General features: G+C 71.5%; 22 protein-coding genes. 9 read left to right on the plus strand and 13 right to left on the minus strand.

Translation table 11 applies throughout. The features are described from left to right. Nucleotides 1–5: 5 nt before the first annotated feature. Nucleotides 6–1,106, plus strand: a complete 1,101-nt coding sequence (locus ACPXBU_RS08030) for a glycosyltransferase family 9 protein (RefSeq protein WP_425757467.1) — start codon at nt 6–8, stop codon at nt 1,104–1,106. A gap of 2 nt (nt 1,107–1,108) precedes the next feature. Here the strand turns inward: ACPXBU_RS08030 and ACPXBU_RS08035 are convergent, their stop codons facing one another. Both ACPXBU_RS08035 and rfaE2 read right to left on the minus strand, forming a co-directional pair. Continuing rightward, entirely contained in the window at nt 1,109–1,987 is an 879-nt protein-coding gene (locus ACPXBU_RS08035) for a glycosyltransferase family 2 protein (protein ID WP_425757468.1), read from the minus strand. After that, complete coding sequence (rfaE2, locus tag ACPXBU_RS08040; RefSeq protein ID WP_425757470.1) at nt 1,984–3,846, minus strand: D-glycero-beta-D-manno-heptose 1-phosphate adenylyltransferase; 1,863 nt, start codon at nt 3,844–3,846, stop codon at nt 1,984–1,986. The genes ACPXBU_RS08035 and rfaE2 overlap by 4 nt, the downstream gene beginning before the upstream one ends. Nucleotides 3,847–4,001: 155 nt before the next feature. Here rfaE2 and ACPXBU_RS08045 point away from each other — a divergent pair, with 155 nt between their 5' ends. Together ACPXBU_RS08045 and ACPXBU_RS08050 are read left to right on the plus strand one after the other, a co-directional pair. Next, complete coding sequence (locus ACPXBU_RS08045) at nt 4,002–4,541, plus strand: type 1 glutamine amidotransferase domain-containing protein (RefSeq protein ID WP_425757472.1); 540 nt, start codon at nt 4,002–4,004, stop codon at nt 4,539–4,541. Between the two features lie 207 nt (nt 4,542–4,748). Beyond that, nucleotides 4,749–6,425 (plus strand): MDR family MFS transporter, encoded by a 1,677-nt coding sequence (locus ACPXBU_RS08050; RefSeq protein ID WP_357251784.1) that lies wholly within the window; start codon nt 4,749–4,751, stop codon nt 6,423–6,425. Nucleotides 6,426–6,470: 45 nt separating this feature from the next. On the opposite strand, the gene ACPXBU_RS08055 is transcribed toward ACPXBU_RS08050, so the two are convergent. Beyond that, nucleotides 6,471–7,328, minus strand: a complete 858-nt coding sequence (locus tag ACPXBU_RS08055) for a helix-turn-helix transcriptional regulator (protein WP_425757474.1) — start codon at nt 7,326–7,328, stop codon at nt 6,471–6,473. 147 nt (nt 7,329–7,475) lie between these two features. Here ACPXBU_RS08055 and ACPXBU_RS08060 point away from each other — a divergent pair, with 147 nt between their 5' ends. Beyond that, entirely contained in the window at nt 7,476–8,585 is a 1,110-nt protein-coding gene (locus ACPXBU_RS08060) for an NAD(P)/FAD-dependent oxidoreductase (protein ID WP_425757476.1), read from the plus strand. 112 nt (nt 8,586–8,697) lie between these two features. Here ACPXBU_RS08060 and ACPXBU_RS08065 read toward each other — a convergent pair whose 3' ends face one another. Continuing rightward, nucleotides 8,698–9,330: a TetR/AcrR family transcriptional regulator gene (locus ACPXBU_RS08065; protein ID WP_425757478.1), complete on the minus strand. Its 633-nt coding sequence runs from the start codon at nt 9,328–9,330 to the stop codon at nt 8,698–8,700. Nucleotides 9,331–9,493: 163 nt separating this feature from the next. On the opposite strand from ACPXBU_RS08065, the gene ACPXBU_RS08070 reads away from it, so the two are divergent. Then, nucleotides 9,494–10,528 (plus strand): aldo/keto reductase, encoded by a 1,035-nt coding sequence (locus ACPXBU_RS08070; RefSeq protein ID WP_425757480.1) that lies wholly within the window; start codon nt 9,494–9,496, stop codon nt 10,526–10,528. Nucleotides 10,529–10,549: 21 nt separating this feature from the next. Here ACPXBU_RS08070 and ACPXBU_RS08075 read toward each other — a convergent pair whose 3' ends face one another. Continuing rightward, nucleotides 10,550–11,041 (minus strand): NUDIX domain-containing protein, encoded by a 492-nt coding sequence (locus ACPXBU_RS08075; protein ID WP_357812105.1) that lies wholly within the window; start codon nt 11,039–11,041, stop codon nt 10,550–10,552. 56 nt (nt 11,042–11,097) lie between these two features. Between ACPXBU_RS08075 and ACPXBU_RS08080 the strand changes: the two genes are divergently transcribed. Then, a complete protein-coding gene (locus tag ACPXBU_RS08080; protein WP_425757481.1) occupies nt 11,098–12,747 on the plus strand; it encodes a fatty acid--CoA ligase in 1,650 nt (549 codons plus the stop codon). Nucleotides 12,748–12,932: 185 nt separating this feature from the next. Here the strand turns inward: ACPXBU_RS08080 and ACPXBU_RS08085 are convergent, their stop codons facing one another. The 6 genes from ACPXBU_RS08085 to ACPXBU_RS08110 form a co-directional block, all read right to left on the minus strand. After that, nucleotides 12,933–13,943, minus strand: a complete 1,011-nt coding sequence (locus tag ACPXBU_RS08085) for an NADPH:quinone reductase (protein WP_393365775.1) — start codon at nt 13,941–13,943, stop codon at nt 12,933–12,935. Nucleotides 13,944–13,971: 28 nt separating this feature from the next. Continuing rightward, nucleotides 13,972–14,625 carry an HAD family hydrolase gene (locus ACPXBU_RS08090; protein WP_393365776.1) on the minus strand — a complete coding sequence of 218 codons (654 nt, stop codon included), beginning with the start codon at nt 14,623–14,625 and terminating at the stop codon, nt 13,972–13,974. Nucleotides 14,626–14,657: 32 nt separating this feature from the next. After that, nucleotides 14,658–15,524, minus strand: a complete 867-nt coding sequence (locus ACPXBU_RS08095; protein ID WP_425757483.1) for an SCO6745 family protein — start codon at nt 15,522–15,524, stop codon at nt 14,658–14,660. 150 nt (nt 15,525–15,674) lie between these two features. Continuing rightward, nucleotides 15,675–16,355 carry an FKBP-type peptidyl-prolyl cis-trans isomerase gene (locus ACPXBU_RS08100; protein ID WP_393365778.1) on the minus strand — a complete coding sequence of 227 codons (681 nt, stop codon included), beginning with the start codon at nt 16,353–16,355 and terminating at the stop codon, nt 15,675–15,677. Between the two features lie 146 nt (nt 16,356–16,501). Beyond that, the gene (locus ACPXBU_RS08105) at nt 16,502–17,140 is read right to left on the minus strand and encodes a DUF4241 domain-containing protein (RefSeq protein WP_393365779.1); all 639 of its coding nucleotides are present in this window, start codon (nt 17,138–17,140) and stop codon (nt 16,502–16,504) included. 74 nt (nt 17,141–17,214) lie between these two features. Continuing rightward, on the minus strand, nt 17,215–18,237 hold the full coding sequence (locus ACPXBU_RS08110; protein ID WP_425757486.1) for a Ku protein: 1,023 nt from the start codon (nt 18,235–18,237) through the stop codon (nt 17,215–17,217). An 85-nt stretch (nt 18,238–18,322) separates the two neighbouring features. Between ACPXBU_RS08110 and ligD (ACPXBU_RS08115) the strand changes: the two genes are divergently transcribed. The 3 genes from ligD (ACPXBU_RS08115) to ACPXBU_RS08125 all read left to right on the plus strand — a co-directional run bounded on the left by ligD (ACPXBU_RS08115) (nt 18,323) and on the right by ACPXBU_RS08125 (nt 21,330). After that, on the plus strand, nt 18,323–19,264 hold the full coding sequence (gene ligD, locus ACPXBU_RS08115) for a non-homologous end-joining DNA ligase (RefSeq protein ID WP_393365783.1): 942 nt from the start codon (nt 18,323–18,325) through the stop codon (nt 19,262–19,264). Continuing rightward, nucleotides 19,254–20,180: a non-homologous end-joining DNA ligase gene (gene ligD, locus ACPXBU_RS08120; RefSeq protein ID WP_425757488.1), complete on the plus strand. Its 927-nt coding sequence runs from the start codon at nt 19,254–19,256 to the stop codon at nt 20,178–20,180. The genes ligD (ACPXBU_RS08115) and ligD (ACPXBU_RS08120) overlap by 11 nt, the downstream gene beginning before the upstream one ends. A gap of 100 nt (nt 20,181–20,280) precedes the next feature. After that, nucleotides 20,281–21,330 (plus strand): hypothetical protein, encoded by a 1,050-nt coding sequence (locus ACPXBU_RS08125; protein ID WP_425757490.1) that lies wholly within the window; start codon nt 20,281–20,283, stop codon nt 21,328–21,330. A gap of 78 nt (nt 21,331–21,408) precedes the next feature. Here ACPXBU_RS08125 and ACPXBU_RS08130 read toward each other — a convergent pair whose 3' ends face one another. Then, nucleotides 21,409–22,056, minus strand: coding sequence for a TMEM175 family protein (locus ACPXBU_RS08130; RefSeq protein WP_393365788.1), 648 nt, complete (start codon nt 22,054–22,056; stop codon nt 21,409–21,411). 85 nt (nt 22,057–22,141) lie between these two features. Then, nucleotides 22,142–24,448, minus strand: coding sequence for an esterase-like activity of phytase family protein (locus tag ACPXBU_RS08135; RefSeq protein WP_425757492.1), 2,307 nt, complete (start codon nt 24,446–24,448; stop codon nt 22,142–22,144). Nucleotides 24,449–24,480 lie beyond the last annotated feature (32 nt).

A 24,480-nucleotide genomic window follows, 5' to 3' on the forward strand; every position in this document is an offset into this window, starting at 1 on the left:
GCTGCGTGGTCACTCCGTCCCTGCTCGGCCCGACGGCCGGGCGCGTCGACGACGTGCGGCGCATCGCGGTGCTGCGCGCCAACGCCCTTGGCGACTTCATCTTCGCCCTGCCGGCGTTGGACGCGTTGCGTGCCGCGTACCCCGCGGCGGAGATCGTGCTGCTCGGAGCGCCGTGGCACGCGAAGCTCTGGCGCGACCGGCCCGGCCCGGTGGACCGGGTGCTCGTGGTGCCGCCCGCGCCCGGCATCCGTGCTCCCGAGCCGGGCGAGCCGGAGTCGTCGATCGACGACTTCCTGGCCGCCGCGACCGGGTGCGACCTGGCCGTGCAGATCCACGGCGGCGGCGCCAACTCCAACCCGCTGATCAGTCGTCTCGGCGCCCGGGTGACCGTCGGCCTGCGCGCCGACGACGCGCCGCCGCTGGACCGGTGGCTCCGCTACGTCTACTACCAGCACGAGGTCATCCGCTACCTGGAGGTGGTGGGGCTGGTGGGCGCGCCGGCGACCACCATCACGCCGACGCTCGCGGTGACCGACGCCGATCGGGCCGAGGCCGCCCAGGTGCTCGGCCCGGCGGACCGGCCCCGGGTGGCGCTGCACCCGGGCGCCACCGACAACCGCCGTCGCTGGCCCGCCGCGCACTTCGCCGAGGTGGCGCGTGCGCTGCACGAGGACGGCTACGAGGTGCTGGTCACCGGCACGCCCGCGGAGCGGGAGGTGGTGGACCGGGTCGTCGCCGCGGCTCAGGTGCCGGTGCGCCCACAGGTGGGCACGCTCAGCCTGGGTGGGCTGGTCGGTTGCTACGCCGACTGTGCGTTGGTGATTTCCAACGACACCGGCCCGTTGCACGTGGCCGCCGCGGTGGGCGCGCCCACGGTGGGCATCTTCTGGGTGGGCAACCTGATCAACGGGGCCAGCCCGCTGCGCGGCCGGCACCGGCCGATCAGCTCGTGGACTGTGCACTGCCCGGTCTGCGGGGTCGACTGCACACCGGGCATCTACCCGCACCGGCCCGGCGACGGTGAGTGCCCGCACCGGGATTCCTTCGTCGCCGACGTTCCGGTGATCGAGGTGCTGGAAGCGGCCCGGGAGCTGCTCACTCCGTAGTCTCAGGCCGGCTGCGGGGTGTCCTCGTCGGCGAGGACGACCTCCCACGCCTCCACGTCCCGGTCGGTGACCGTGGTCGGGGACTCCAGGTGGTACGCGCCGCTGGGCAGGATGCCCGCACCGCCGTCGCGGGCCAGCACCGCGAGCTGCGCGGCCACGTCCTCACCCTGGTGCTTCTCCTGCACCCGACGCCAGAAGTCGAAGCCGCCGGCGTCGACGAGCTTGGCCCGGTCGTAGAGCACACACCCGCCGATCCAGGACACCTTGTACGCCCGCCACGCACCCGGCGGCAACGCCAACTGCTCGGTGATGTGCAGCAGGTTGGCCGCCGAGTGGATGCGGGCGCGGTTCCACTCCGGGGTGTCGGGTCGGATCCGCTCCGGCGTCGGCGGTCCCGCCCACTCCTCGTAGTGCCCGTGCGAGTCCGGACGCCTCTCGTCGGCGTACGACAGCCCGTGCACACCGTTGCCGACGAAGCCGCAGCCCAGCTCGCCGATCGCCGTCACCAGCCGGTGCAGGGCCCCCGGTTCCAGCCAGACATCGTCGTCGAGGTTGAGGACGTACCGGGCGGTCGAGGCGGCGAGCAGGTACGCCCGGTGTTCGGCCAACCCCCGGCGGGGCAACCGGCGGGTCAGCAGCACCGGGTGACCCCGCTGGCGCAGCGCCCGGACCATTGTGGCCGCGGCGGGATGCGCGTACGCCGGATCCCCGTCGGACTGGTCGCTGACCACCACCCCGAAGCCGGGCACCCCGTCCTGGGCGGCGAGACCGGCCAGGGTGACAGCCAGCTCGGCGGGCCGGTTCCGGGTCGGGATCAGCACGTCGACAAGCCGGTCGGTGCGGAACTCCGCCGGGGTGCCGAGGTCCAGGGGGCGGTTCACGACGCCTGGGTACGGGAGCTGAGCGACGGGTCGGGCTCCCGCTCTCCCGTGGTCGGCGACGGGTCGGGTTTCCGCTCACCCGTGGTCGGCGACGGGTCCTGGCTGTGTGACCGGATCCGCTCGATGATCGCCGAGGTGGACCGGTCCGGCACGTACCCCAGGGTGTGCACCTGGCCACCCAGCCGGCGCACCAGCGGCGCCTCCGGGACCAGCTCCGGCGGGTAGTCCCCGCCCTTGACGTAGATGTCCGGCCGGACCGCCTCGATCAGCGCGGCGGGTGAGTCCTCCTCGAACACCACCACATGATCCACACAGGCGAGCGCGGCGAGCAGTGCGCCCCGGTCCTCGACCGGGTTGACCGGCCGGTCCGGGCCCTTCAGCCGGCGTACGCTGCCGTCCGAATTGACCGCCACGATCAGCAGGTCACCCAACGCGCGGGCCTGTTCCAGGTAGCGCACGTGCCCCCGGTGCAGCACGTCGAAGCAACCGTTGGTGAAGACCACCGACCGTCCCGCCTCGCGGTACTCGGCGACGATCGCGTCCAACTCGTCGCTGCCGACGAGGGCGGGATGGTTCCTGGTCTCGATCGGCTGGCCGAGCGCGGTGAGCAGGTCCTCCCGCCGGCACACGCAGGTGCCGGTGTCGGAGACGGTGATGGTGGCCGCCAACTGGGCGAGCTGGGCGGCGGTGGGCAGCGGCGCATCGGCGGCCAGGGCCAACGTCATCGCCGCCAGGTACGCGTCGCCGGCGCCCACGGCGTGGCTCGCCGGGACCGGCGTGCTGTGACTGCGCCGCGGCTCCCCGTCGGCGCCACCCACCACCGCCCCCTCGGTGTCCAGGGTCACCGCGACCACGTCGGCGCCCGTGTGCGCGCGCAGCTCCGCCAGGCGTGACTCCGCCAGGACGGCCCGGTCCACGCCCTCCCCGGCCCGGGTGTTCACGGTGACGCCGGTGCCGGTGACGCTGAGCCCGTCGCCGGTGAGGGCCACCCGGTCCTCACCCGGGGTGGGCTCACCGACAGGTCCCGGGCGGCCGGCGGTGCTCTCGGTGCCGTTGTCGGCGCGTACCCCGCCGGGGGCCGCGCCCACGGTCAGCTCGGACGGGCCGTCGGCCGGGTCACCGTGCGGGTGCTCCAGGTGCAGTTCGGTGCCGGCGGTCGGTCGGGTCGCGCCGGCGGCGCGGGCGAGCAGCCGGGTCGCCTCGGCGAAGCTGGGCGTGACCACTGTCGGCGCGAGGCCCCGCCAGTCGGCCAGGTCGTGGGCGTCCAACGCGACAGTGGCGTACCGCTCGCGTTGCTCGACGAGCCACGCGCGGACCGGCGCGGGCAGCGCCCCCAGGCCGTAGTCGCAGACCACCAGGGTCGGCGCCTCCCCACCGGCGGCGGCGCGCAACTCCTCGGTGGCGCAGCTCAGCGCGGTGAGCAGCCGGGTCACGCCCTCCGGGTCGAGCGCGTCGTCCGGGTCGCCGGAATCCTCGCGGAGCAGGATCTGGTTGCCGGCCAGCATCCGCCGCTTCACCGGCGTGGGCCGTCCGGGCTGGTTGACAGTGCGGTCCCAGACGCCCGCGCGGTCCAGGCAGTCGTGCAACTCGTCGCCGGCCACGTCGGCGCCGACAGGTGCCACGAGCACCGCCCGACCGCCGAGGGCGGCGACGTTTACCGCGGTGTTCGCGGCCCCACCGGCGGCGGAGATCCGTCGGCGCAGGGTGAGGACCGGTGCGGGCGCCTCTCGACAGAGGCGGTCGGAGTCGGCGAACCGCCACTCGTCCAACATGGCGTCACCGACGATCAGGACCGGGCGTTCGAGCCAGCTCTCCACGACGGTGGCGAGCCGGCGCTGTTCCGCTGCTGCTCCTGCCATGCCTCCCCGGGTCCCCAGCGCCCTCCGGGACAAACCTGGCCGGCACCTGACCTGCGGCTACGTCCCCGCCGTGCCCTTAGCGCCCGGCTGGGCCGTTTCGGGCGTCCGGAGGCGGGAAGGGAATTGAGGTAACCCCGGAAAGGAGAGGTACCGAGATGGCAGCGCAACTACAGGGCAAGCGGATCGCCTTCCTGGCCGCCGACGGCGTCGAGGAGGTCGAGTACGTCCAGCCGCGCGAGGCGGTCGAGAACGCCGGCGCGACCGTCGAGCTGGTCTCGCTCAAGCCCGGGACCATCCAGTCCTTCAACCACCTCGACCAGTCGAAGACGTACGACGTGGATGTGACGGCGGACAAGGCGGACGCCGACGGCTACGACGCGCTCGTGCTCCCCGGAGGTGTCGCGAACCCGGACTTCCTGCGGAGCGACCCGGACGCGGTGCGGTTCGTGAGGGCGTTCTTCGACGCGGGCAAGCCGGTCGGGGTGATCTGTCACGGTCCGTGGACGCTGATCGAGGCGGACGTCGTGCGCGGCCGACGGATCACGTCGTGGCCCAGCCTGCGTACGGACCTGACGAACGCCGGCGCCACCTGGGTCGACGAGGAGTGCGTAACCGACGGCAACCTGACCAGCAGCCGCAAACCAGACGACCTCCCCGCCTTCTGCGCAGAAATCACCAAAACCTTCGCCCCCTAACCCCCGCCCCGCTGCCCTGCCCCCGCCCCCCACCCCGGAGACCCCCGTTGATCATGAGGTTATAGCCCTCCAGCTCGGCGTGTCGTGGCGATAACCTCATGATCAACGCCCACGGTCGGGCGGTGGGGGCGGGGGTGGGGTGGGGTTGGGCAGGGGGTTTTTTGGGGGTTGGGCGCATGTTCTTCGGTGTGCGGGATAGAAGGCCACATGACCACCGAAGCCTCCGCCGCGCCGGTGCTGAATCGTCAGCAGATCCGGCTGCTCATGTTCGGCCTGATGACCGGCATGCTGTTGGCCGCACTCGACCAGACGATCGTCGGTACGGCCCTGCCGACGATCGTCGGGGAGTTGGGCGGGATCAACCACTACTCGTGGGTGGTCACCGCGTACCTGCTCGCCTCGACGGCGTCGACGCCGCTATACGGCAAGATGGCCGACCTGTACGGGCGCCGCCCGGTCTTCCTCTTCTCGATCGGCACGTTCCTGGTCGGGTCGCTGCTGGCCGGGCTGTCGCAGAACATGACCCAGTTGATCATCACCCGGGGCATCCAGGGTCTCGGCGCCGGTGGTCTGCTGACGCTCGCGTTCACCATCATCTCGGACGTGGTGTCGCCCCGTGAGCGCGGGCGTTACCAGGGCCTGTTCGGCGCGGTCTTCGGGATCTCGTCGGTGGCCGGACCGCTTGTCGGGGGTTACTTCGCCGAGACCGACTGGCGGTGGATCTTCTACATCAACGTGCCGCTGGCGATCCTGGCCATCGTGGTCTGCTACCACGTGATGCGGTTGATCCCGTTCGAACGCCGGGACCACTCGATCGACTGGCTCGGGGCTGGCCTGCTGGTCGCCGGGGTGAGTTCGCTGCTGCTCGCGCTGAGCTGGGGCGGCAACGAGTACGCCTGGGGATCGGGTGTGATCATCACGCTCTTCGTCGTCGGTGCGGTGCTGGGGGTGCTCTTCGTCCTCCAGGAGGCCCGGGTGGCCGAGCCGATCCTGCCGCTGCGGCTGTTCCGCAGCGCCACCTTCGCCCTGGCCAACTCGGCACTTCTCGTCATCGGCCTGGTGATGTTCGGTTCGATCATCTTCATCCCGCTGTACCTGCAGATCGTCAAGGGCGCCTCGCCGACCCGCAGCGGTCTGCTGATGCTGCCGATGATGGCCGGCATCATCATCACCTCGATCCTGACCGGTCGAGCGATGACCCGGATCGGCCGGTACAAGTGGTTCCCGGTGGCCGGCTCGGTGACCCTGCTGGTCGGCATGTTCCTGTTCACCCGGCTGGAGGTGAGCACCTCCCTGTGGGTGGCGTTCGGTTTCATGGTGGTGATCGGCATCGGTCTGGGTCTGTGCATGCAGTCGCTGATCCTGGCGGTGCAGAACGCGGTCTCCGTCCGCGACCTGGGCGCCGGCACGTCCTCGGCGACCTTCTTCCGGTCACTCGGTGGTTCGTTCGGGGTGGCGATCCTCGGCACGGTGCTCTCGTCCCGGCTGGCCAGCGGGCTCGGCGACCGGCTGCCCGGCGCGATCGCACAACTTCCGCCGCAGGAGCAGGCCGCGGTGGCGGCGAGTGGCGGCACCAACATCTCGATCAACGACCCGGCCACCATCCTGGCCCTGCCGGGGCCGGTCCGCGCGGCCATCCAGGGCGCCTTCGTCGACGCGTTGGACATGGTCTTCCTGACCGCCGGCCTGATCGCGATCGTGGCGGTGGTGGTCACCCTGACGCTGCCCAACACGCAGCTACGGGGTGCCGGCCCGCAGGGTGCCACCGGCGGCGCCGACCCGCTCGGCGGTGAGGCCCCGGCCCCGGGCGGCAAGCCGCTGACCCGCGAGTCCAAGGAGGAGGCCGCCGCCGACATGGAGGCCAAGTCCCAGACGATGATCTGAGCGTCTCGACACCGACCGCCCCGGACTGCTCCGGGGCGGTCGGCGTCAGCTGGCCACGAGGCGGAGCGGCTGCGGGTGTTGACTGTTGAGGCGATCGAGCGCGTCGGAGGTCGCCGCATCGGCGGGCAGGTACACGATCAGACGCTGGTCGTCGTCCGCCGGGAGATCGAGGGTCTCGTACGTGAGCCGGAGCAGACCCGCCTCGGGATGGGCCAGCCGGAAGATGCCGCTGGCCTTCGGCAGGCTGGGCACGGTGTCGACGCGCCGGGTGAAGGCGTCACCCGCCGTGATGGTCAGTTCGTCGGCCAGGGCGGCCATCGGCGGGTAGGCCCGGAACGGGCCTTGTTTGAGGGCGGCGACCTGCTCGTCGGCCAGGTGGTCCCAGTCGGGGTACGCGCGGCGAGCCCGGGCGTCGCCGAGGATGAACCGGGCGAGGTTGGCCGGCGTCGCGTCCAGCAGACCGATCGGACCGACCAGCCGCACGTACCCGGCGGTGTGGGCGAGGACGTCGCTGAGCTGGTTGAGCAGCACCGCCGGTGCAGGTTCGAGACGGTCGAGCAGCGCCCGCACGGTCGGACGTACCTCGCCGCTCGGGGTGCTGCGGCCCCGGCAGTTGTAACTGGGATCGGCCGCCTTGGTGAGGTGGTGCAGGTGGGCGCGTTCGTGCCCGTTCATCCGGAGTGCGTTCGCGAGCGCAGCGAGCACCTGCGGGGACGGTCGACGGTCGCGGCCCTGTTCGAGTCTCGTGACGTACTCGACGCTCACGTCGGCGAGGGCCGCCACCTCGGATCGGCGTAGCCCCGCTGCGCGACGGCGCGGCCCAGCGGGAAGCCCCACCTCGGCCGGTTTCACCGCTTCCCGGTGGAGGCGCAGGAACAACCCAAGCTCGTTGTTGCTCACCATCCGAAGGTAACAATGCCGGCTGATCGGATGGTGTCCCTGCCACTACCAGCCTCGGTCCGGTCTCCCTGGGCTCCGGCCAACTGACGACCGTGAAGGGAGGCGCTCGACAGCTGTCGAGCGGGAGTTCCGGTCGGTTGGAGTTGGGTCATGAGTCGTACGGTTGCGGTAGTCGGCGGCGGGTACGGGGGTACGGCGGTCGCCAAGGCGCTGGAGTCGGTTGCCGATGTCGTCCTCATCGATCCTCGGGACGCGTTCGTCAACGTCGCCGGGGCGCTGCGGGCGCTGGTCCGGCCGGAGTGGGCAGGCAACATCTTCTTTCCCTTCGACACGGTGCTCACGCGGGGCACGGTGCTCCGGGATCGAGTGGTCTCGGTGGATTCCGGTGGTGTCACGCTGGCCTCGGGTCAGCGTGTCGCGGCGGATTATCTGGTGCTGGCCACCGGTTCCAGTTACGCCTACCCGGCCAGGCTCAACGCCGACTCCATCGACGCGGCGCTCGACGACCTGCGTCAGACCCACAAGGAGTTGGCCAGCGCCGAACGGGTCCTGATCCTCGGCGCCGGGCCGGTCGGACTGGAACTGGCCGGTGAGATCAAGGACGTCTGGCCGGACAAACACGTCACCCTCGTCGATCCCGCCGAGCAACTGCTGCCCGGCTTCGAGCCTGAGTTGCGCGACGACCTGCACCGGCAGCTCGACGAACTGGGCATCCAGGTGCGGCTGGGCACCAGCCTGGCCGCACCGTTGACGACCGACGCCAGTCGGGCCGCGACCGTCACGGCCACCACCACCGACGGCGACGAGATCACCGCCGACATCTGGTTCCGTGCCTTCGGTCTGCGGACCAACAGTGACTACCTCGGTGACGGGCGACTGACGACGCTCACCCCGCAGGGGCAGGTGGCTGTCACGGAAACCCTCAACGTGCGCGGGCCCGACGGCATCCTCGAACACGTCTACGCGATCGGCGACCTCACCGATGTCGCAGAGGACAAGATGGCCGCGTACGCGTTGCGGCACGCCGAGGTCGTGGCGCGGAACATCACCGCGCAGCTCAGTGGCGGGCAGCAGACGACCACCTACCAACCGATGCCCCATCCCATGATCCTGATCCCGCTCGGGTCGCGACACGGTGTCGGCCAGATGCCCACGCCCGACGGCCCGGCCGTCGTCCCCGCCGCGACGGTCGCCGAGTACAAGGGCGTGGACCTGTTCACCGGGCGCTTCACCGAACAGTTCGGCCCCACCGCGGCCTGAAGTCATCGGCTAGTAGGAATGATCGACTCGGGGTCGGTGAAGTCGGGGTGTCCGCGCGCCGGGATGCCCCGACTCCCGGAGTGGATCAGGTCGATCCGAAGGGGCGAGAGGGTCAGGCGGGGCGGCGGTAGACGCCGTACCACCAGGTCGCGGCCAACTCCCGGGCGGCCGCCGCGTCCGTCTGGGGGTCGGCCGAGGTCGTGCTGACATGGTCGGCCAGGAAGCGGTCGCCGCCGACCACGATCAGCCGGCTGGCCGTCGTCACGTCCAGGTCGGCGGGGGTACGCCCGGCCTGCTGCTCGATCCGGAGCACGTCGACGGTGCGGGTGACGAACTGCTCCAGCCCCGCCGCCCAGTACTCCCGGACCGCCTCGTCGTACGCGGCGACCTCACTGATCGCCGCCAACACCGGGGCGTATGTCCGGTATACCCGGATCACGTCGGCGAAGATCTCGGTCAGCAGCGCGAGCGGATCTCCCGGTCCGCTGGGGTTCCACTCGCCGGTGCGGCCGAAGGAACTCTCCCGCATCGTGCCGGCGAGGCGCATGAGCAACTCGCTCTTGTCCCGGAAGTGGGTGTAGAAGGTCGACCTCGCCACCCCGGCTTCGGCGGCGATCCGCTGGACGCCGAGGTCGGTGAAGCGAACCCCCTGCTGGAGCAGCCGCTCGGTGGCCGCCAGCACCCGCGCCTCGACGGCGGCTCGTCCGTCGGGGTTGCTCGGGCGGCGGCGGGTGATCGAGGGCATAGCCGGATCCTAAGGCCTGGTTCATGGCCGCCCTCATGAACCGGACCTTGGGTGGCCGGGGGCGGAGCGGCGACGTACGCTCGTTGCCGGACACACTGTCCGACACTATGACCAGGGAGTGCCCGACCTCGGCCTCCGAACCCCTCATCACGAGGAGCGACACGTGAAGTACCGACTGCTGGGCACCACCGGGGTGTACGTCTCGGAGATCTCGCTCGGCGCGATGACCTTCGGCGGCAGCGGGCACCCCCTCTGGGGCACCCTCGGTGGGCTGGCGCTGCCCGACGTGCAGCGGTTGGTGGACACCGCGCTGGACGCCGGGGTCAACTTCGTCGACACCGCCGACGGCTACAGCGACGGCGAGAGCGAGGAACTGCTCGGCAAGGCGCTCGGCAAGCGCCGTCGGGACGTGGTGCTGGCCACAAAGGTGCACTCGCGTACCGGCCCCGGGCCGAACGACGTCGGCACCTCCCGGCTGCACATCATGCAGAACCTGGAGGACAGCCTGCGCCGGCTCGGCACCGATCACATCGACCTGTACCAGATCCACAACTTCGACCAGGTCACGCCGATGGAGGAGATGCTGCGGGCGCTCGACGACGCGGTCCGGCAGGGCAAGGTCCGCTACATCGGCGCCGCCAACTTCGCCGCCTGGCAACTGTCCAAGGCGCTTGGCATCTCCGCCCGCGAGAAGCTGGCCGGCTTCGTCTCGGTGCAGGAGTACTACTCGCTGCTGGGTCGCGACGTCGAGCGCGACGTGGTGCCGATGGCGCTCGACGCGGGCATCGGGCTGACCGTGTGGAGCCCGCTCGCCGGTGGTTTCCTCTCCGGCAAGGTCGGCCGGGACGGCGCCGTCGCCGACAGTGGCGCCCGCAGCGCCCAGCCCGGCTACGCCAGCTTCACGCCGTTCGACCCCGACCTCGCCTTCGGCGTGGTCGACGTGCTCAAGGGCGTCGCCGCGCGGCACGAGGTCAGCCCGGCCCGGGTGGCGGTCGCCTGGCTGCTGTCCCGGCCGGCCGTGACGAGCGTGATCGTCGGGGCCCGCAAGCACGAGCAGCTGGTGGACAACATCGCCGCCTCGGATGTCACGCTCACCGAGCAGGACCTCGCCGAACTGGACGAGGTCACGAAGCTTCCGGTCGCGTACCCGAACTGGATCCAGGAGGGTTTCTTCGCCGGACTCCGCCACCCGCAGTGAGGCAGGGCCCCCGGGGTCGGCCTACTTGAGGATGAGCCGGTTCGTCTGCTCGAAGACGTCCAGGTCGGCAAGGGTCTCGGTGACCGAGGTGGAGAGCGGGGCGGGGAACCGGTCGCGGGGGAAGAAGCCCGCGTCGGTGGTCTCGTCGGTGACCCGGGCGAGCTGCCCGTCCCACTCCTCCACCCGGAACGCCGTGGTGAAGACCTGGTACGTGTGCCCGTACATGTTCGTGCTCGTGCGGTCCGGGCCGGTGTAGAGGGCGAACGCGCAGACCCGCAGCGCCCGCAACCCGGTCTCCTCGCGGACCTCGCGGACCGCGCAGTCGGCGATCGACTCGCCCAACTCCATCGCCCCGGCCGGCATGGCCCACTGGCCGTTGTCCGAGCGTTGGATCAGCAGGATGCGTCCGGCGTTGTCGCTGACCACGGCGCGGGCGCCGACGAACATCAGCGTCCGATCCCCGGCGAGCGCGCGCAACTGCCCCACGTACGAGTCGGCCCAGGAAATGCTCACCTGCGACAACTTACGGGGGTTCCCAACGTGTGACCGCCGACACTAGCTTGTTACCCATGCGTAGCACGATGATGGACGCCCCTCTGCAGGTCTCCCGGATCCTCGAGCACGGCGCAGGAGTCCACGGCTCTGCTGAGGTGGTTACCTGGACGGGCGCCGAGCCCCGCCGGATGACGTACGCCGAGGTGGGCCGCACCGCCGCCCGGCTGGCGCACGCGCTGCGCGACGAGTGCGGGGTGACCGGTGACGAGCGGGTCGCCACCTTCATGTGGAACAACAACGAGCACCTGGTCGCCTACTTCGCGGTGCCGAGCATGGGCGCGGTGCTGCACACCCTCAACATCCGGCTCTTTCCCGACCAGGTCACCTACATCGCCAACCACGCGCAGGACCGGGTGGTGCTCGTCGACAGCACGCTCATCCCGCTGCTGGCCCGGGTGATCGGTGAGCTGACCACGGTGCGGCACGTGGTGGTGGTCGGCGGCGGTGACCCGGCGCCGCTGGTGGCGGCGGCCGGCGACCGGATCACCGTGCACCACTGGGACGCGCTGCTCGCCGACCGGCCCGAGGTGTACGACTGGCCCGAGGTGGACGAGCGTGACGCCGCGGCGCTCTGCTACACCTCCGGCACCACCGGCAACCCGAAGGGCGTGGCCTACTCGCACCGGTCGATCTACCTGCACTCGTTGCAGGTCTGCATGCCGGAGGGCTTCGGTCTCGCGCCGACCGACCGGGAGCTGGCCATCGTGCCGATGTTCCACGCCATGTCGTGGGGTCTGCCGTACGCGGCCTTCCTCTCCGGCGCGTCGCTGATCATGCCGGACCGGTTTCTCCAGGCCGCGCCGATCGCCGAGATGGTCGCCGCCGAGCGGCCTACCCTGGCCGGCGCGGTCCCGACCATCTGGACGGATCTGCTGGCCTATCTGGACACCCACGACGTGGACACGTCCTCGCTCACCGAGGTGATCGTCGGCGGTTCGGCCTGCCCGCCGGCGCTGATGCACGCGTTCGACGAGCGGCACGGGATCGACGTCATCCACGCCTGGGGGATGACCGAGATGTCCCCGCTGGGGTCGGTCTCGCGTCCGCCCGCCGGCGCGACGGGCGAGCAGGCGTGGCGATACCGCTACACGCAGGGGCGGGTGCCGGCGGGTGTGCGGGCGCGGATCGTCGGCCCGTCCGGTGAGCCGCTGCCCGCCGACGACAAGGCCGTGGGCGAGCTGGAGGTCCGTGGGCCGTGGGTGACCGCCCGGTACGTCGGTGAGGACGCCCCGGACGAGGAGAAGTTCCGCGACGGCTGGCTGCGTACCGGCGACGTGGGCACCCTCTCGCCGGACGGCTTCATCACGCTCACCGACCGCGCCAAGGACGTGATCAAGTCCGGCGGTGAGTGGATTTCCTCGGTCGAGCTGGAGAACGCGCTGATGGGCCACCCGGCGGTGCTGGAGGCGTGCGTGGTGGGTGTGCCGGACGAGCGGTGGGACGAACGACCGTTGGCCACCGTGGTGGTCCGGGAGGGCGCCTCGATCACCGTCGAGGAGCTGCGGGACTTCCTGGCCGGCTCGGTGGCGCGCTGGCAGTTGCCGGAGCGCTGGGCGTTCATCGACTCGGTGCCGAAGACGAGCGTGGGCAAGTTCGACAAGAAGGTCGTCCGTTCGCGGTACGCCGAGGGCGAGCTGACTGTCCGGGAGCTGACAGCGCCGTAACGTTTCCCCCGGCACTGTCGCCGGGCGGGTGGAGTGCCATTCGACATTCCTCCGCAGGGGGCGGCCCCGGCGTTCGCACCGCGCCGGGGCCGCCCGTTCCACGCGGGGCGACCCGCAGAGTCATTGTTGCGAAACTTGTTCGCCTCTGTCCTGATGACGGGGAAATCAGGTGGTCAGCGACCCGATCAGGCATCACTTGTCGTGATGAGCACCTTGCCCACCGTCGAGTCCTCCACCGCCTGGTGCGCCGCGGCCGTCTCGGCCAGCGAGTATCGGTGCAGCGGCAGACCGGCATCGGCGCCGACCCGCAGACCGCCCTGGCTGGCGGCCGCCGCCACGTCCTTGACGCCCAGCGCCTTGGCCGCCTTCGGCTCGGTGTAGACGAGCACGAACTGCCAGCGCGCGTTCGGCGCCATCATCGCCCGGATCGGGATGGCCACCTCGTCGCCACCGTCGTCGGCGTACATGCAGACCGCGCCGCCGTGCCGCAGCACCTGCGCGTCGATCGCGGCGTTGCGGGCCGGGGAGACCTCCACGATCGTGTGCACCCCGTCGGGAGCGATCTTGTGGACCTCCTCGACCACGTCCTGCTCCCGGTAGTTGATGACGAACGACGCGCCGGCCGCCGCCGCGAGCTGTGCCTTCTCGGCACTGCTCACCGTGGCGACCACCGTGGCGTCGGCCCAACGGGCGAGCTGGATCGCGGCGTTGCCGACCGCGCCCGCCCCGCCCTGCACCAGCACCGTGTGGTCGGCCAGCGCACCGGCGCGCAGCGTGTCCGGCATGAACTCCCCGGCGGTCAGGCAGCGGTGCGCGGTGAGGAACGGAATGCCCAGGGCGGCCCCCAGCTCGAACGGGGCGTCGCCGAGGCGCACCGCCTGCCGGACCGGCACCAGCGTGTATTCCGCTGCCGTGCCCCACGGCCGCTGCCAGGCGGCCTCCCAGATCCAGACGCGCTCACCGATCAGGTCAGGGTCGACCCCCTCACCGACCGCCTCCACCACTCCCGCGCCGTCCTGCCCGGGAATCTGCCAGCCCTTCGGCGCGAAGGAGCGCCGGGACTTCCAGTCGGTCGGGTTGACCCCCGACACCGCCATCCGGACCAGGACCTCGCCAGCCCCCGGCTCGGGCACCGGCCGATCGACCAGCTCCAGCACCGAAGGGTCGCCGGTCCGCTCGTACACGATCGCTTTCATCTGTGGTCTCTACCCCTCTGGGTTGGCGTCAACCCAGGCTCTCCACCAGCTCCGGGGTCAGCTCCCCGATCGCACCGAGCGACACCACGGCGAGCCCGGCGGCGTCCGGGTCGAGGGGGTACGAACCGTGCGGTACGGCCACCACCCGCATCCCCGCCGCCGCGGCCGACCGCACCCCGTTCGACGAGTCCTCCACCGCCACGCAGCGGGCCGGGTCGACGCCGAGGCGCTCGGCGACGCGCAGGTAGACATCCGGTGCCGGCTTGCCCCGCTCGGTCTGCTCGGTGGAGAGGGTCGCGCCGAACTCGTCGGTCAGTCCGGTGGCGGCCAGCGCCGCCTCGATCAGCCGGGTCGGCGACGAACTGGCCAACCCCAGCGGCCACCGTGCGGCCAGCCGGCGGACGACCTCATCGGCGCCGGCGATGAGCGGTACGTGGTCCCGGTAGCGTCGGGTCATCTCCTCGACCACCTCGACGGCGACCTGCTCGGCGGTGCGGCCGACACCCAGCTCGCCGCTGAGATAGTGGGCCCACTCGCCGGTGCTCATCCCCATCAGCCGCCGTTGCGTGTCCGGCTGCCACGTCCCGCCGTGCGTCGCCACGTACGCCCGGCGGACCTCCTCCCACACCGGCTCGGAATCCACGATCACGCCGTCCAGGTCGAAGACCACCGCATCTGCCACGGGCCCATCCTGCCCGATCGGCGGGTGCCCGGTCAGCCGGGCAGCGCGGGCAGGCCGAGCGGGCTGCTCTCGGGGAGCAGGGTGTGTCCGGACCGGGCGATCGGCTCCAACAGCTCCCGGAGCCGGTCCGTGTCCTGGTCGCCGAGCGCCTGCCACGGGTGCGCGGCGGCCCGGTCGGTGGCGTCCTCGATGGCCTGGAAATCGGCCCGGGACTGCTCGGTGGTCGTGCCGTCTTCGGTCAACCAACCCCGCCGCGTCAGCCGCTCGCGGGCGGCGTGCCACTGCTCCTCGGACCAGCCCCGGCCCAGCAGGTACTGCGGCGGCGAACCGTCCCGCGCTACCCGCCAGGTGAGTGTCTCCACCGGGTCCAGCCCGGCGGCCACCAGCGCCGCCACGTGCCCGTCGCCCCGGTGCTCGCGCAGCGTCGTGGCGGCCTGCCAGAGCCGCGCCAGCGGGTATTCGCCGACCGGCAGCGCCGCGTTCGCCGCGCCGAGCACCCGGCCGGCGGTCTGCGCCGCCGCGGCGGCCCGTTCCAGCAGGTCGGCGGCCTCCGCCAGGTGCGACTCCGGCAGCTCGTAGGTCAGCTCGGCGAGCGCCTGCACGGCACCTGTCAGGCGGGCGCGCAGCGCCTCCGGCGGGGTGGCCAGCCGCCACACCGCCGGCAGCGCGCGGGCCACCATCGGCGGCGCGAAGGTGAAGAAGACGGCGATCACCGGGGCCGCCTCGGTGGCGCCCAGCGGCGCGGCCCGGCCGGCGAAGTAACCGCGCCAGTAACCGCGCAGCCCGACCGCCTCGTACGCGGCGCGGGCCCGGGGGTGCAGGTAGGTGACCGCGTGCACCGACTCGAAGTAGGCCCACATCGACCGGGCGGTCCGCCCAGGCTCATCCAGCGCCGTCATCTGCACCTCCGCGTCGGAGTCCCGGATCTCACCCCGGACGGCGAACCGCCCGGGGTGACGCCGAACCTACTGCCGCTGGGTGACGGGCCGGAAGCCCCATGTGAACAACTCCATCGCAGCCCGGCGACAACCGGGACGATCAGGACGGGGTCACTGGGCGGCGAGCACGTCCACCACGAAGCGCAGCGGGCCCTCCGGCGCGCCCTTGGACGCGGCGTCCTTGCCGAACGCCAGGTCCGTGGGGATGTCGAGCTGCACCCGGCTGCCCACGGTCACGCCGACCAGGCCCTGGTCCCAGCCGGGGATGACCTGGCCGACGCCGATCGGGAAGCTGGCCGGCTGTCCGCCCTTCCAGGACGAGTCGAACTCCTTGCCGTCCTTGTAGAACACCCCCACGTAGTTGGTGGTGATGTTCTGGCCCTTCTTGACGGCCGGGCCGGTCCCCTTGATCAGCGGGATGACCGCGAGCTTCTTGAGCTCGCCAGTGCCCGGCTTCACCGCGGGCTTGGTCTTCAGCGCCGGATCGGCGTCCGCGGGCAGCTGCGGGGCGGGCGGCGCGGCGGGCTCGTCGGGGGCCGGGACGGTCGCGGACGGGGTCGCGTCGGCCTGGTTCTTGGGCTTGTCGTCGCCCCCGCCGCCGATCGTCACGAAGACGGCGATCAACCCTCCGGCCACGACGACGGCGGCGAGGCCGCTGATCACCGCGTTGCGCTTACGCTTCCGGTCGGCGGCCTTCTTCGCCGCCAACTGGGCGGCCAGCCGGCGCCCCGACTTGGTCGCCGGGCTCTGATCCTGGTCCGCCGGCCGGTTCTCCTGCGTCCGCTCGCTCACGTCGTCGACTCCCTGCTGCGAAGTGTGGCCGGCACCCGGTGCCGGGGGGAAAGCCGACGCACACGGTACCCGCACCACGGCCCACCGTGCCCGCCGCGGACGCCTCGGATCGCCCAGCGCGGCAGTTCCGGGATCTTCCCGGGCGGTTATCCCGGGACGACCATGAAGTCGGTCACGAACGAGGTGACCCGGCCGTCGGCGGTACGCCCGATCCAGGTGCCGTAGCAGCCGTCGCCCCAACCGGTGGCCACGGTGACGACGTTCGCGCCGCTGGCCTCGTCCAGGACGGCGGTGATCAGCCCGCGCACCGGCGACATGGGCAGCTCGGCGGGGACGAAGACCTCCTCGATCCGGTCCTCGTCCCACGCTTCCAGGGCGGCGAGCGCGGTCGGGTCGGCGAGGGTGCCGGCGCCGGCGTCCACCCCGTACCCGAAGTAGTCGTCCGCGCCGAGCGTGGCGACGTCCTGGTCGCCCGCGACGGCCGGCTCCCACCTGACGGTGGGCTCGGCGGAGACGACCAGCTCCAGCGCGGCCACCCGCCGGTCCACCTCGGCGTCCTCCCGGAGCACCACCGCCACCCAGGCGCGGGCGGGATAACGCCCCGGGGCCACGGTGACCGTGAACGGCTCGGCCTCCGGGCACACCAGCGGGTCACACCCCACCACCTGGCCGGTGGGAAGCACGACGTCGCCCACCGGGTGGACCTCGATCAGGTACGCGCCGTGCTGGTCGGTGAAGCGGGCGCCGGGCGTCAACAACCGGTCCAGGTCAGGGGTGTACGGCATGAGGGCTCCTCCGGTGGCCAGCGGCCGGCGGAGCGTACCCGGCCCGCCGGACACCGTCGTCGCTGCCGTACCGGTCAGGCGCTCTTGCGGGGTGCGCTCTTGCGGGCGGCCGTCTTCTTCGCCGGCTCCGCCTTCTTCGCGGGTGTCTTCTTGGCGGCGGTCTTCTTCGCCGGCTCGGCCGCCTTCTTCTCGGCCGTCTTCTTCGCCGTGGTCTTCTTCCCGGGGGCCTTGGCGGCCTTCTTCTCCGCCGCCTTCTGCGCCGACCGGGCCGACGAGATGGGCGTCGGCTCACCGCCACCGCCACGGGCGGGTTGCTCGCCGCGGGCCGCCTTGGCCCGCTCCACCGACGCCTTCAACGCGGCCATCAGGTCCACCGCCGCGGCCGGGGCCTCCTCGGCCTCCTCCGGCTGGACGACCTCCCGACCCTCCACCTTGGCGTCGATGACCTCCTGCAACGCGGCCCGGTAGTCGTCGGTGAAGACGTCCGGCTCGAACTCGCCGGTCATCGAGTCGATAAGCGAACTGGCCATCGCCAGCTCCGGCGGGCGCACCTTGAGGTCCTCGTCGAGGAAACCGAAATCCGGGGTACGGATCTCGTCCGGCCAGAGCATGGTGTTGAGCAGCAGCACTCCCTCCCGGACCCGCAGGGTGGCGAGCTGCTCCCGCTGGCGCAGCGCCACCTTGACGATGGCCACCCGCTCCGAGTCGATGAGCGCGTCGCGCAGCAGCACGTACGGCTTGGTGGCCGTGCCCTCCGGCTCGAGGAAGTACGCCTTGTTGTAGAGGATCGGGTCGACCTGCTCGGCCGGCACGAACTCCAACACGTCGATCGCGCGCGAGCTGGTCAACGGCAGGTCTGCGAAGTCCTCGTCGGTGAGGATCACCATCTCGCCGCCGCCGATGTCGTAGCCCTTGGCGATGTCGTCGTAGGTGACCTCCTCGCCGCAGACCGAGCAGGTGCGCTTGTAGCGGATCCGGCCACCGTCCTCGCGGTGCACCTGGTGGAACCGGATGTCCTTCTCCTCGGTCGCGGAGTAGAGCTTCACCCCGATCGAGACGAGCCCGAACGACACGGCTCCCTTCCAGATGGCACGCATCCTGCGCTCCCTTCCCCGGTATCGACCATGCTCGCATCCCGAAGAACCGGACGCGAGGTGTTCGGCCTGCTACTACAGTCGGGTCGTGCCTGGCGCGCCGCTCAAGCCGATGCTCGCGATGACCGGGCCGCTCCCGGCGGGTGCCGGCTGGGCGTACGAGTTCAAGTGGGACGGGGTCCGCGCGCTCGCCGACATCTCCGGCGGCGACCAGCACCTGTACGCCCGCTCCGGCGTGGAGATCACCGCCGCGTACCCCGAGCTGGCCACCCTGCCCGAGCAGGTCGACGACGCCCTGCTCGACGGCGAGGTGGTGCTGCTCGGCGCGGGCGGACAACCGTCGTTCACCGCCTTGGCCGAGCGGATGCACGTGCGGGACCACAACAAGGCGGCCCGCCTGGCGGCGGTCATGCCGGTGACGTACATGATCTTCGACCTGCTGCGGCTGAACGGGGACGACCTGACCGGCTGGCCGTACGAGCGCCGCCGGGAGGCCCTGGACGCGCTCACCCTCGGCAGCACCCGGTGGGCGGTGCCGCCGGTCTTCGCCGACGGCCCGGCCACCTACGAGGCGGCCGGTGAGCACGGCCTGGAGGGCGTGATGGCCAAGCGGGTCGGTGCCGTCTACCGCCCGGGGGTGCGCTCGCCGGACTGGGTGAAGGTCAAGTTGGAGGTGACCGGCGACTTCGTCATCGGCGGCTGGCGGCCGGGCGCGCGCCGGATCGGCGGGCTGCTGGTCGGGGTGCCCGGCCCGGACGGCCGGCTGGTCTACCGGGGTCGGGTGGGCGGCGGGATCGGGGCGGCCATCGAACGGCAGCTCCTCGCCGAGCTGGAGCCGCTGCGCTCCGGCGTGTCACCGTTCGCGCCGGGTGTGCCGCGCGAGGATGCCCGGGGCGCCATCTGGGTAGAACCCCGGGTGGTGGTGGAGGTGAAGTACGGCCAGCGCACCCCGGACGGCCGACTGCGCTTCCCCCGGGTGCTGCGGTTGCGCCCGGACAAGCCGCCGGAGGAGGTCGAGGATGCCGGCTGAGCGGCTACGGGTGGACGTCGAGGGCCGCCCGCTGGAGCTTTCCAACCTGGACAAGGTGCTCTATCCGGCGGCCGGGTTCACGAAGGGTGAGGTGATCGACTACTACACCCGCATCTCGCCGGTGCTGCTGCCGCACCTGCGGGACCGGCCACTGACCCGGATCCGCTTTCCCAACGGGGTCGACGACAAGTCGTTCTTCGAGAAGAACACGCCGGCCGCGACCCCGGACTGGGTACGTGTGGAAAATCTGCCCGCCCCGGGGTCGACGAAGGGTCGGGAGACCATCGACTACGTGGTCGCCGACGACCTGCCCACCCTGGTCTGGCTGGCCAACCTGGCAGCGCTGGAGCTGCACACGCCGCAGTGGAAGGTCGGCGAGCACCCGGACATGATGGTCGTCGACCTGGACCCGGGGCCGCCGGCTGGGCTGGCCGAGTGTTGTCCGGTGGCGGTGCTGATGCGTGACCGGCTCGCCGCCGACGGCGTCGAGTCGTACCCGAAGACGTCCGGCAAGAAGGGCATGCAGCTCTGCTGCCCGATCGCGGGCACCCAGCCCGCCGACGACGTCTCCGCCTACGCCCGGCGGATCGCCCAGGAATTGGAGAGGGAGCATCCGAAGCTGATCGTGTCGAAGATGGCGAAGAACCTGCGCCCCGGCAAGGTCTTCATCGACTGGAGTCAGAACAACGCGGCGAAGACCACTGTCGCCCCGTACTCCCTGCGGGCCCAGTCGGTGCCGTCGGTGTCGACGCCGCTGACCTGGGACGAGGTCGAGGCCGGCGCTCGCGGGCGGAAGCCGGCCGTCCGCCAGTTCACCGCCGCCGAGGTCCTGGCCCGGGTCGAGGAGTACGACGACCTGCTCGCCCCACTGCTCGACGGCGGCCCGGAACTGCCGGCCATCAGCCGGTCGAGCTAGCGCGGACCAAGGCCCCGGAGGACGGGTTTGCACGGGTCGTGACAGTTGCTCTTGTCAGCTACCGTCCGAGCCGCAACGCCCAACGACACGGGGGGAACCCTTGACCAAGTCCTTCACATCCCGCAGCCTGCTGGCCTGGACCGCGCCCGTGGCGCTGGCGCTGACCGCGCTCGCCCCGGCCCTGCCGGCCCAGGCTGCAGCGAAGCCCACGCCCACCGTCACCACCGGTCCGGTCGACAAGGATCTCAACGGTGACGGCGTCGCCGACCTGGTCACTGTCGGCGGCCCGGGCACCCGCCTCGCCTCCGGCGTCTGGTCGGCGCTCGGCCTGAAGTCTCGAAAGACCGGCGTCGGCACCGGCAAGGTGCAGACTCCGGCCACCAACATCGGCCTACTCGGCAACGGTGCCACCGGAGACGAGTCCGGAGCGGACTTCGACGGCGCCCAGGTCATCACCGGCCGCTTCACCGGCACCGAACGCCAGGACTTCCTCTATTACTATCCGACCGGCAACTCCGCCGGTACCGGCGGAGTCCTCCGCGGTGCCGGAGACGGCACGATGCCCAGCCCCTACAACAACCAGGTCTCCATCCCGTACGAGTTTCTGGCCGACGCCAACGGCAACAGCCCCCTGCAACTCGCGAACGCGTTCCAGGCTGACGGCGTCGACACCAGCATCCCGGATCTGTTCGGCATCGCCGGCGACGCCACAAACGGCTACCGGCTCGGCTACCACCCCAACTTCCACGCGGCGGGCCTCTACTTCGGTGTCACCGACCTGACCAACCCCACGCCGACCGGCGCGGCGGACTGGCAGAACTGGACGATCGCCAGCACCGAGACCGCGTCGGGGGTGGCTCTCTTCCTGCGTAACGCCGGCACCGGGCACCTGTACCTGTGGACCGGGGTCACCATGGTCGACAACGGTGACGGCACCGGCACGTTGACGCACACCCAGTACCGGGTGGCGACGAACTGGAACACCGGCGTCGCGATCAGCACGCTGCAGGCTGCCGACATCAACGCCGACGGCACCCCGGACCTGTGGACGGTGCTGCCGAACGGCACCTACCGGGCGTACCTGATCTCCGGCTTGTCCAGCACTGGCACCGCGACGGTCACCGCCACCCGCGCCCGGCGGCTTGCCTAACCTTCAGGGTTGCCCGCCACCTGGTTCTGCGACGGCAGTAGGCGAACCGAACGAAATTCGCCTACTGCCGTTGCCGGACTAGACCCGCCGCCACCGGTGGTAGCCGCGGACGACGACGAGCACCACGACGGGCAGCAGCCAGGTGTACTGCGCGGCGGCCGTACTGACGAACGCGATCGGGATCGAGATCGCGAAGGCGAACACCGGTACCGCGATGGCCCGAGCGGTCCCCATCGCCGTTCCCGGCGCGGCGTCCGGTCGGAGCAGTCCGGCGCGGTGCAACTGCCAGAGCAGCAGGAGCAGGCTGGCACCGACGGCAACGACCACAGTGGCGTACGCGACGACGCCCACCTGCTCGGCGCCCTCCTCGCGGTGCAGCCGGGTGGCGAGTGGCAGGACGACGATGGTGAACAGGAAGAGCAGGTTCAGCCAGGCGATCCACGGGCCCAGCCGGGCCACCCGCTGAAAGAGCCGGTGGTGCACCCACCAGAAGGCGCCGATCACCACGAAGCTGAGCAGGAACGACAGGTACTCCCCGGTGAGCAGCTCGCCGAGCGAACGCCAGCGGGCCGCGTCGCCGTCGCCCTCCGGCAGCGGCAGCTCGATCGCGAGCAACGTCATCGCGATCGCGATGACCGCGTCGGAGAAGAAGACCAGGCGTTCCAGACCTCGGTCCGCGCCCTCGGTCTCGCTCGTCGGGGCACTGTCGCGGGTCGCTGCCGTCACGGCGCTCAGTGTGCCACCCGGCTCGCTGGCCCGGCGTCCACGCCTGTGGACGCCGGGCCGAGGTGACCCATCCGAGCGCTGCCGATCAGCGGTGCCCGAAGACCTTCCGGCTGGAGCCGAGCCGCAGCAGCACCGTCTCGCCGGTGGCGTCCTGCACCCCGTCGTTGTCGGTGATCGCGTACACCTCGCCGTTGCCGGCAACGGTCAGGCCCTCCAGCTTCTCCTGGGTCCAGCCGTTCGTGGCGCGCAGCGCGGGCAGCACGTCGACGGCGAGCGTCTTCGGCAGCACGGTCAGCGGGCCGGTCGCCGCCGCGCCCGGCAACGGCACCGTGTAGATCCGCTTGACCGCGGCGGCCGGACCGTTCAGCTTGTCCCGCTCGATGACCGCGAGCCGGTCGCCGACCACGGTGATCTCGGAGAGGCCCATCCAGTCACCGGGCGTGCTGGTAGCACCCAACCGGTAGCCGTACCAGCTCCAGGTGCCCGCCGTGACGTCGTAGCGGCCCAGCCGGACGATCCCGGCCGGGTCGGTGCTCAGCTCCCGCTGCACGGCCACCCAGACGATCTCCCGGCCCTGCCGGTCGGTGGTCGCCGTGACGCCCTCCAGGCCCTGCTTGCCCAGGCCGGCGGCGACCTCGGCGGGCAGCGTGACGGTCTGCCGGGTCACCCCGGCGGCGTCGAGCCGGACCAGCTTGTTCTCCGCGCCCTTGGCGCCCTCGACGGCGAGCCAGAAGCCGCCCTGCGGACGGGCGACGATGCCCTCCGCGTCGTACCCGACAGGGGTGCCGGCCGTGTCCCGCACCGGTAGTGCGCCGGTGATCAGGGCCGGTGACCGCTTCGCGTCGATGGTGAGGATGCGGGTCTGGCTGTACGCCGCGTCGGTGACGCTGTAGAGCTGGTCCCGCTTGCCCGGCACCGCGCTCAGCGCGCCGAGCGCGCCCCAACCGATGGGGGTGCCGGTGCGGTCCGCGCCGGAGACGATGCTGGGAAACTCCGGGGTGCCCGTGCCGAGCTGGAAGAGCGACACCGAGGCGCGGACGTTCACCGAGGCGTCGTCCTCCTCGCTGGAGACCGCGAGCAGCCCGCGCGACGGGATGGGCAGCAGCCCCTCCGGCCCATTGGTGGTCGGCAGCACCTGCCGGAACACGGGCTTCGTGGGGTTGCCCAGGTCGTAGACGGCGACGAAGTTGCTGCGCTCCGAGCCGACGAACGCGTAGCGCACCCCGCCGTACTCGGCGACGGCCACGCCCTCCGGCTCGGTGCCCTTCTTGCCGGCCCGGTCCTCGTTGTGCAGCCCGTAGGTGACGGCGAGCCGCTCGAAGGTGTTGCCGGCGTCCCAGGCGACGTGTCCGGTGCGGCTGTCGAAGATCGACCAGCCACGGGTCCCGCCGTGCCAGTCACCCTCGTTGGCCGTGGCCAGGTAACGGTCGTCGACCCAGGCCACCGCGTCCGGCTCGCGGGGCACGTCGGTGATGCTGCCGGTCAGGTCGATGACACCGTCCTTCTTGGTGTCGATCCCATTGATCGTTGCGGTGCCGGCGCTGAACACCGAGGTGAGCCGGCCGGTGGGCAGGTCGACGAGGGCAACGCCGTTGTTCTCCTGGAGCGTCACGGCCAACTGGTTGCGGTTGTTGATCGAGACGTACTCCGGTTCCGGGTCGGTCGGCGCGGCGAGACCGGCCTGGGCCAGGGCGGGCAGCGCGCTCCCGTCGGCGCGGGTCAGCGCGACCGGACGCAGCCGCCAACCGGTCGGGGACGTCCCGTTCAGGTCGACGATCTGCACGAAGCCGGCGGGGGCCTGGGGCAGGTCGCCCTCCGCGCCGCCGGGCGGGGTGGCCTCCTCGTCGCGCTCGTTCTCGATGGCGATCGCGGCGTACCGCTTGTCCTTGCTGATCGCGATCGAGTCGGGCTGGCCACCGAGGTCGAAGCTGGCGACCCGCTTGCGGCTGGCCAGCTCGATCACGTCGAGCCGACCCGACGGCGCGGTGTAGCTGCCGCTGGTGTTCACCACCACCAGCACGTACCGACCCACCACGGCGACCGAGGTGGGCTCGTCCTCGGCGTCGCCGAGCTGTGCCAGGGAGAGTGTGCCGAGGCCGCGCGGTCGGTCGGCACGGGAGATGTCCAGGAAGCCGATGCGCCGGGCCAGCGCGTCGGTGTGGATGAGGGTGCGGCCGTCCTCGCTGACCGCCGAGATCTCGGCGACCGTCGCGGTGGTCGGGTCCTCCCCGGCGGGACGGTTCTGGAACACCGGATACGTGGCGACCCGGTCGAAGGCGAGCGGCGGGTGGTGGTGGTGGTGCCCGCCTGCCGACGCGGGGGTGGCCCCGGTCAGGCTGGCGGCGGCGACACCGGCTGCGGTGAGCGCGGTGAATGCTCTTCTGAGAGTCAAGGACTTCCTCCGTTAGGTCGTACCCGCACGGA

The sequence above is a fragment of the Micromonospora sp. DT231 genome, assembly GCF_049847025.1.
Lineage (GTDB): Bacteria > Actinomycetota > Actinomycetes > Mycobacteriales > Micromonosporaceae > Micromonospora.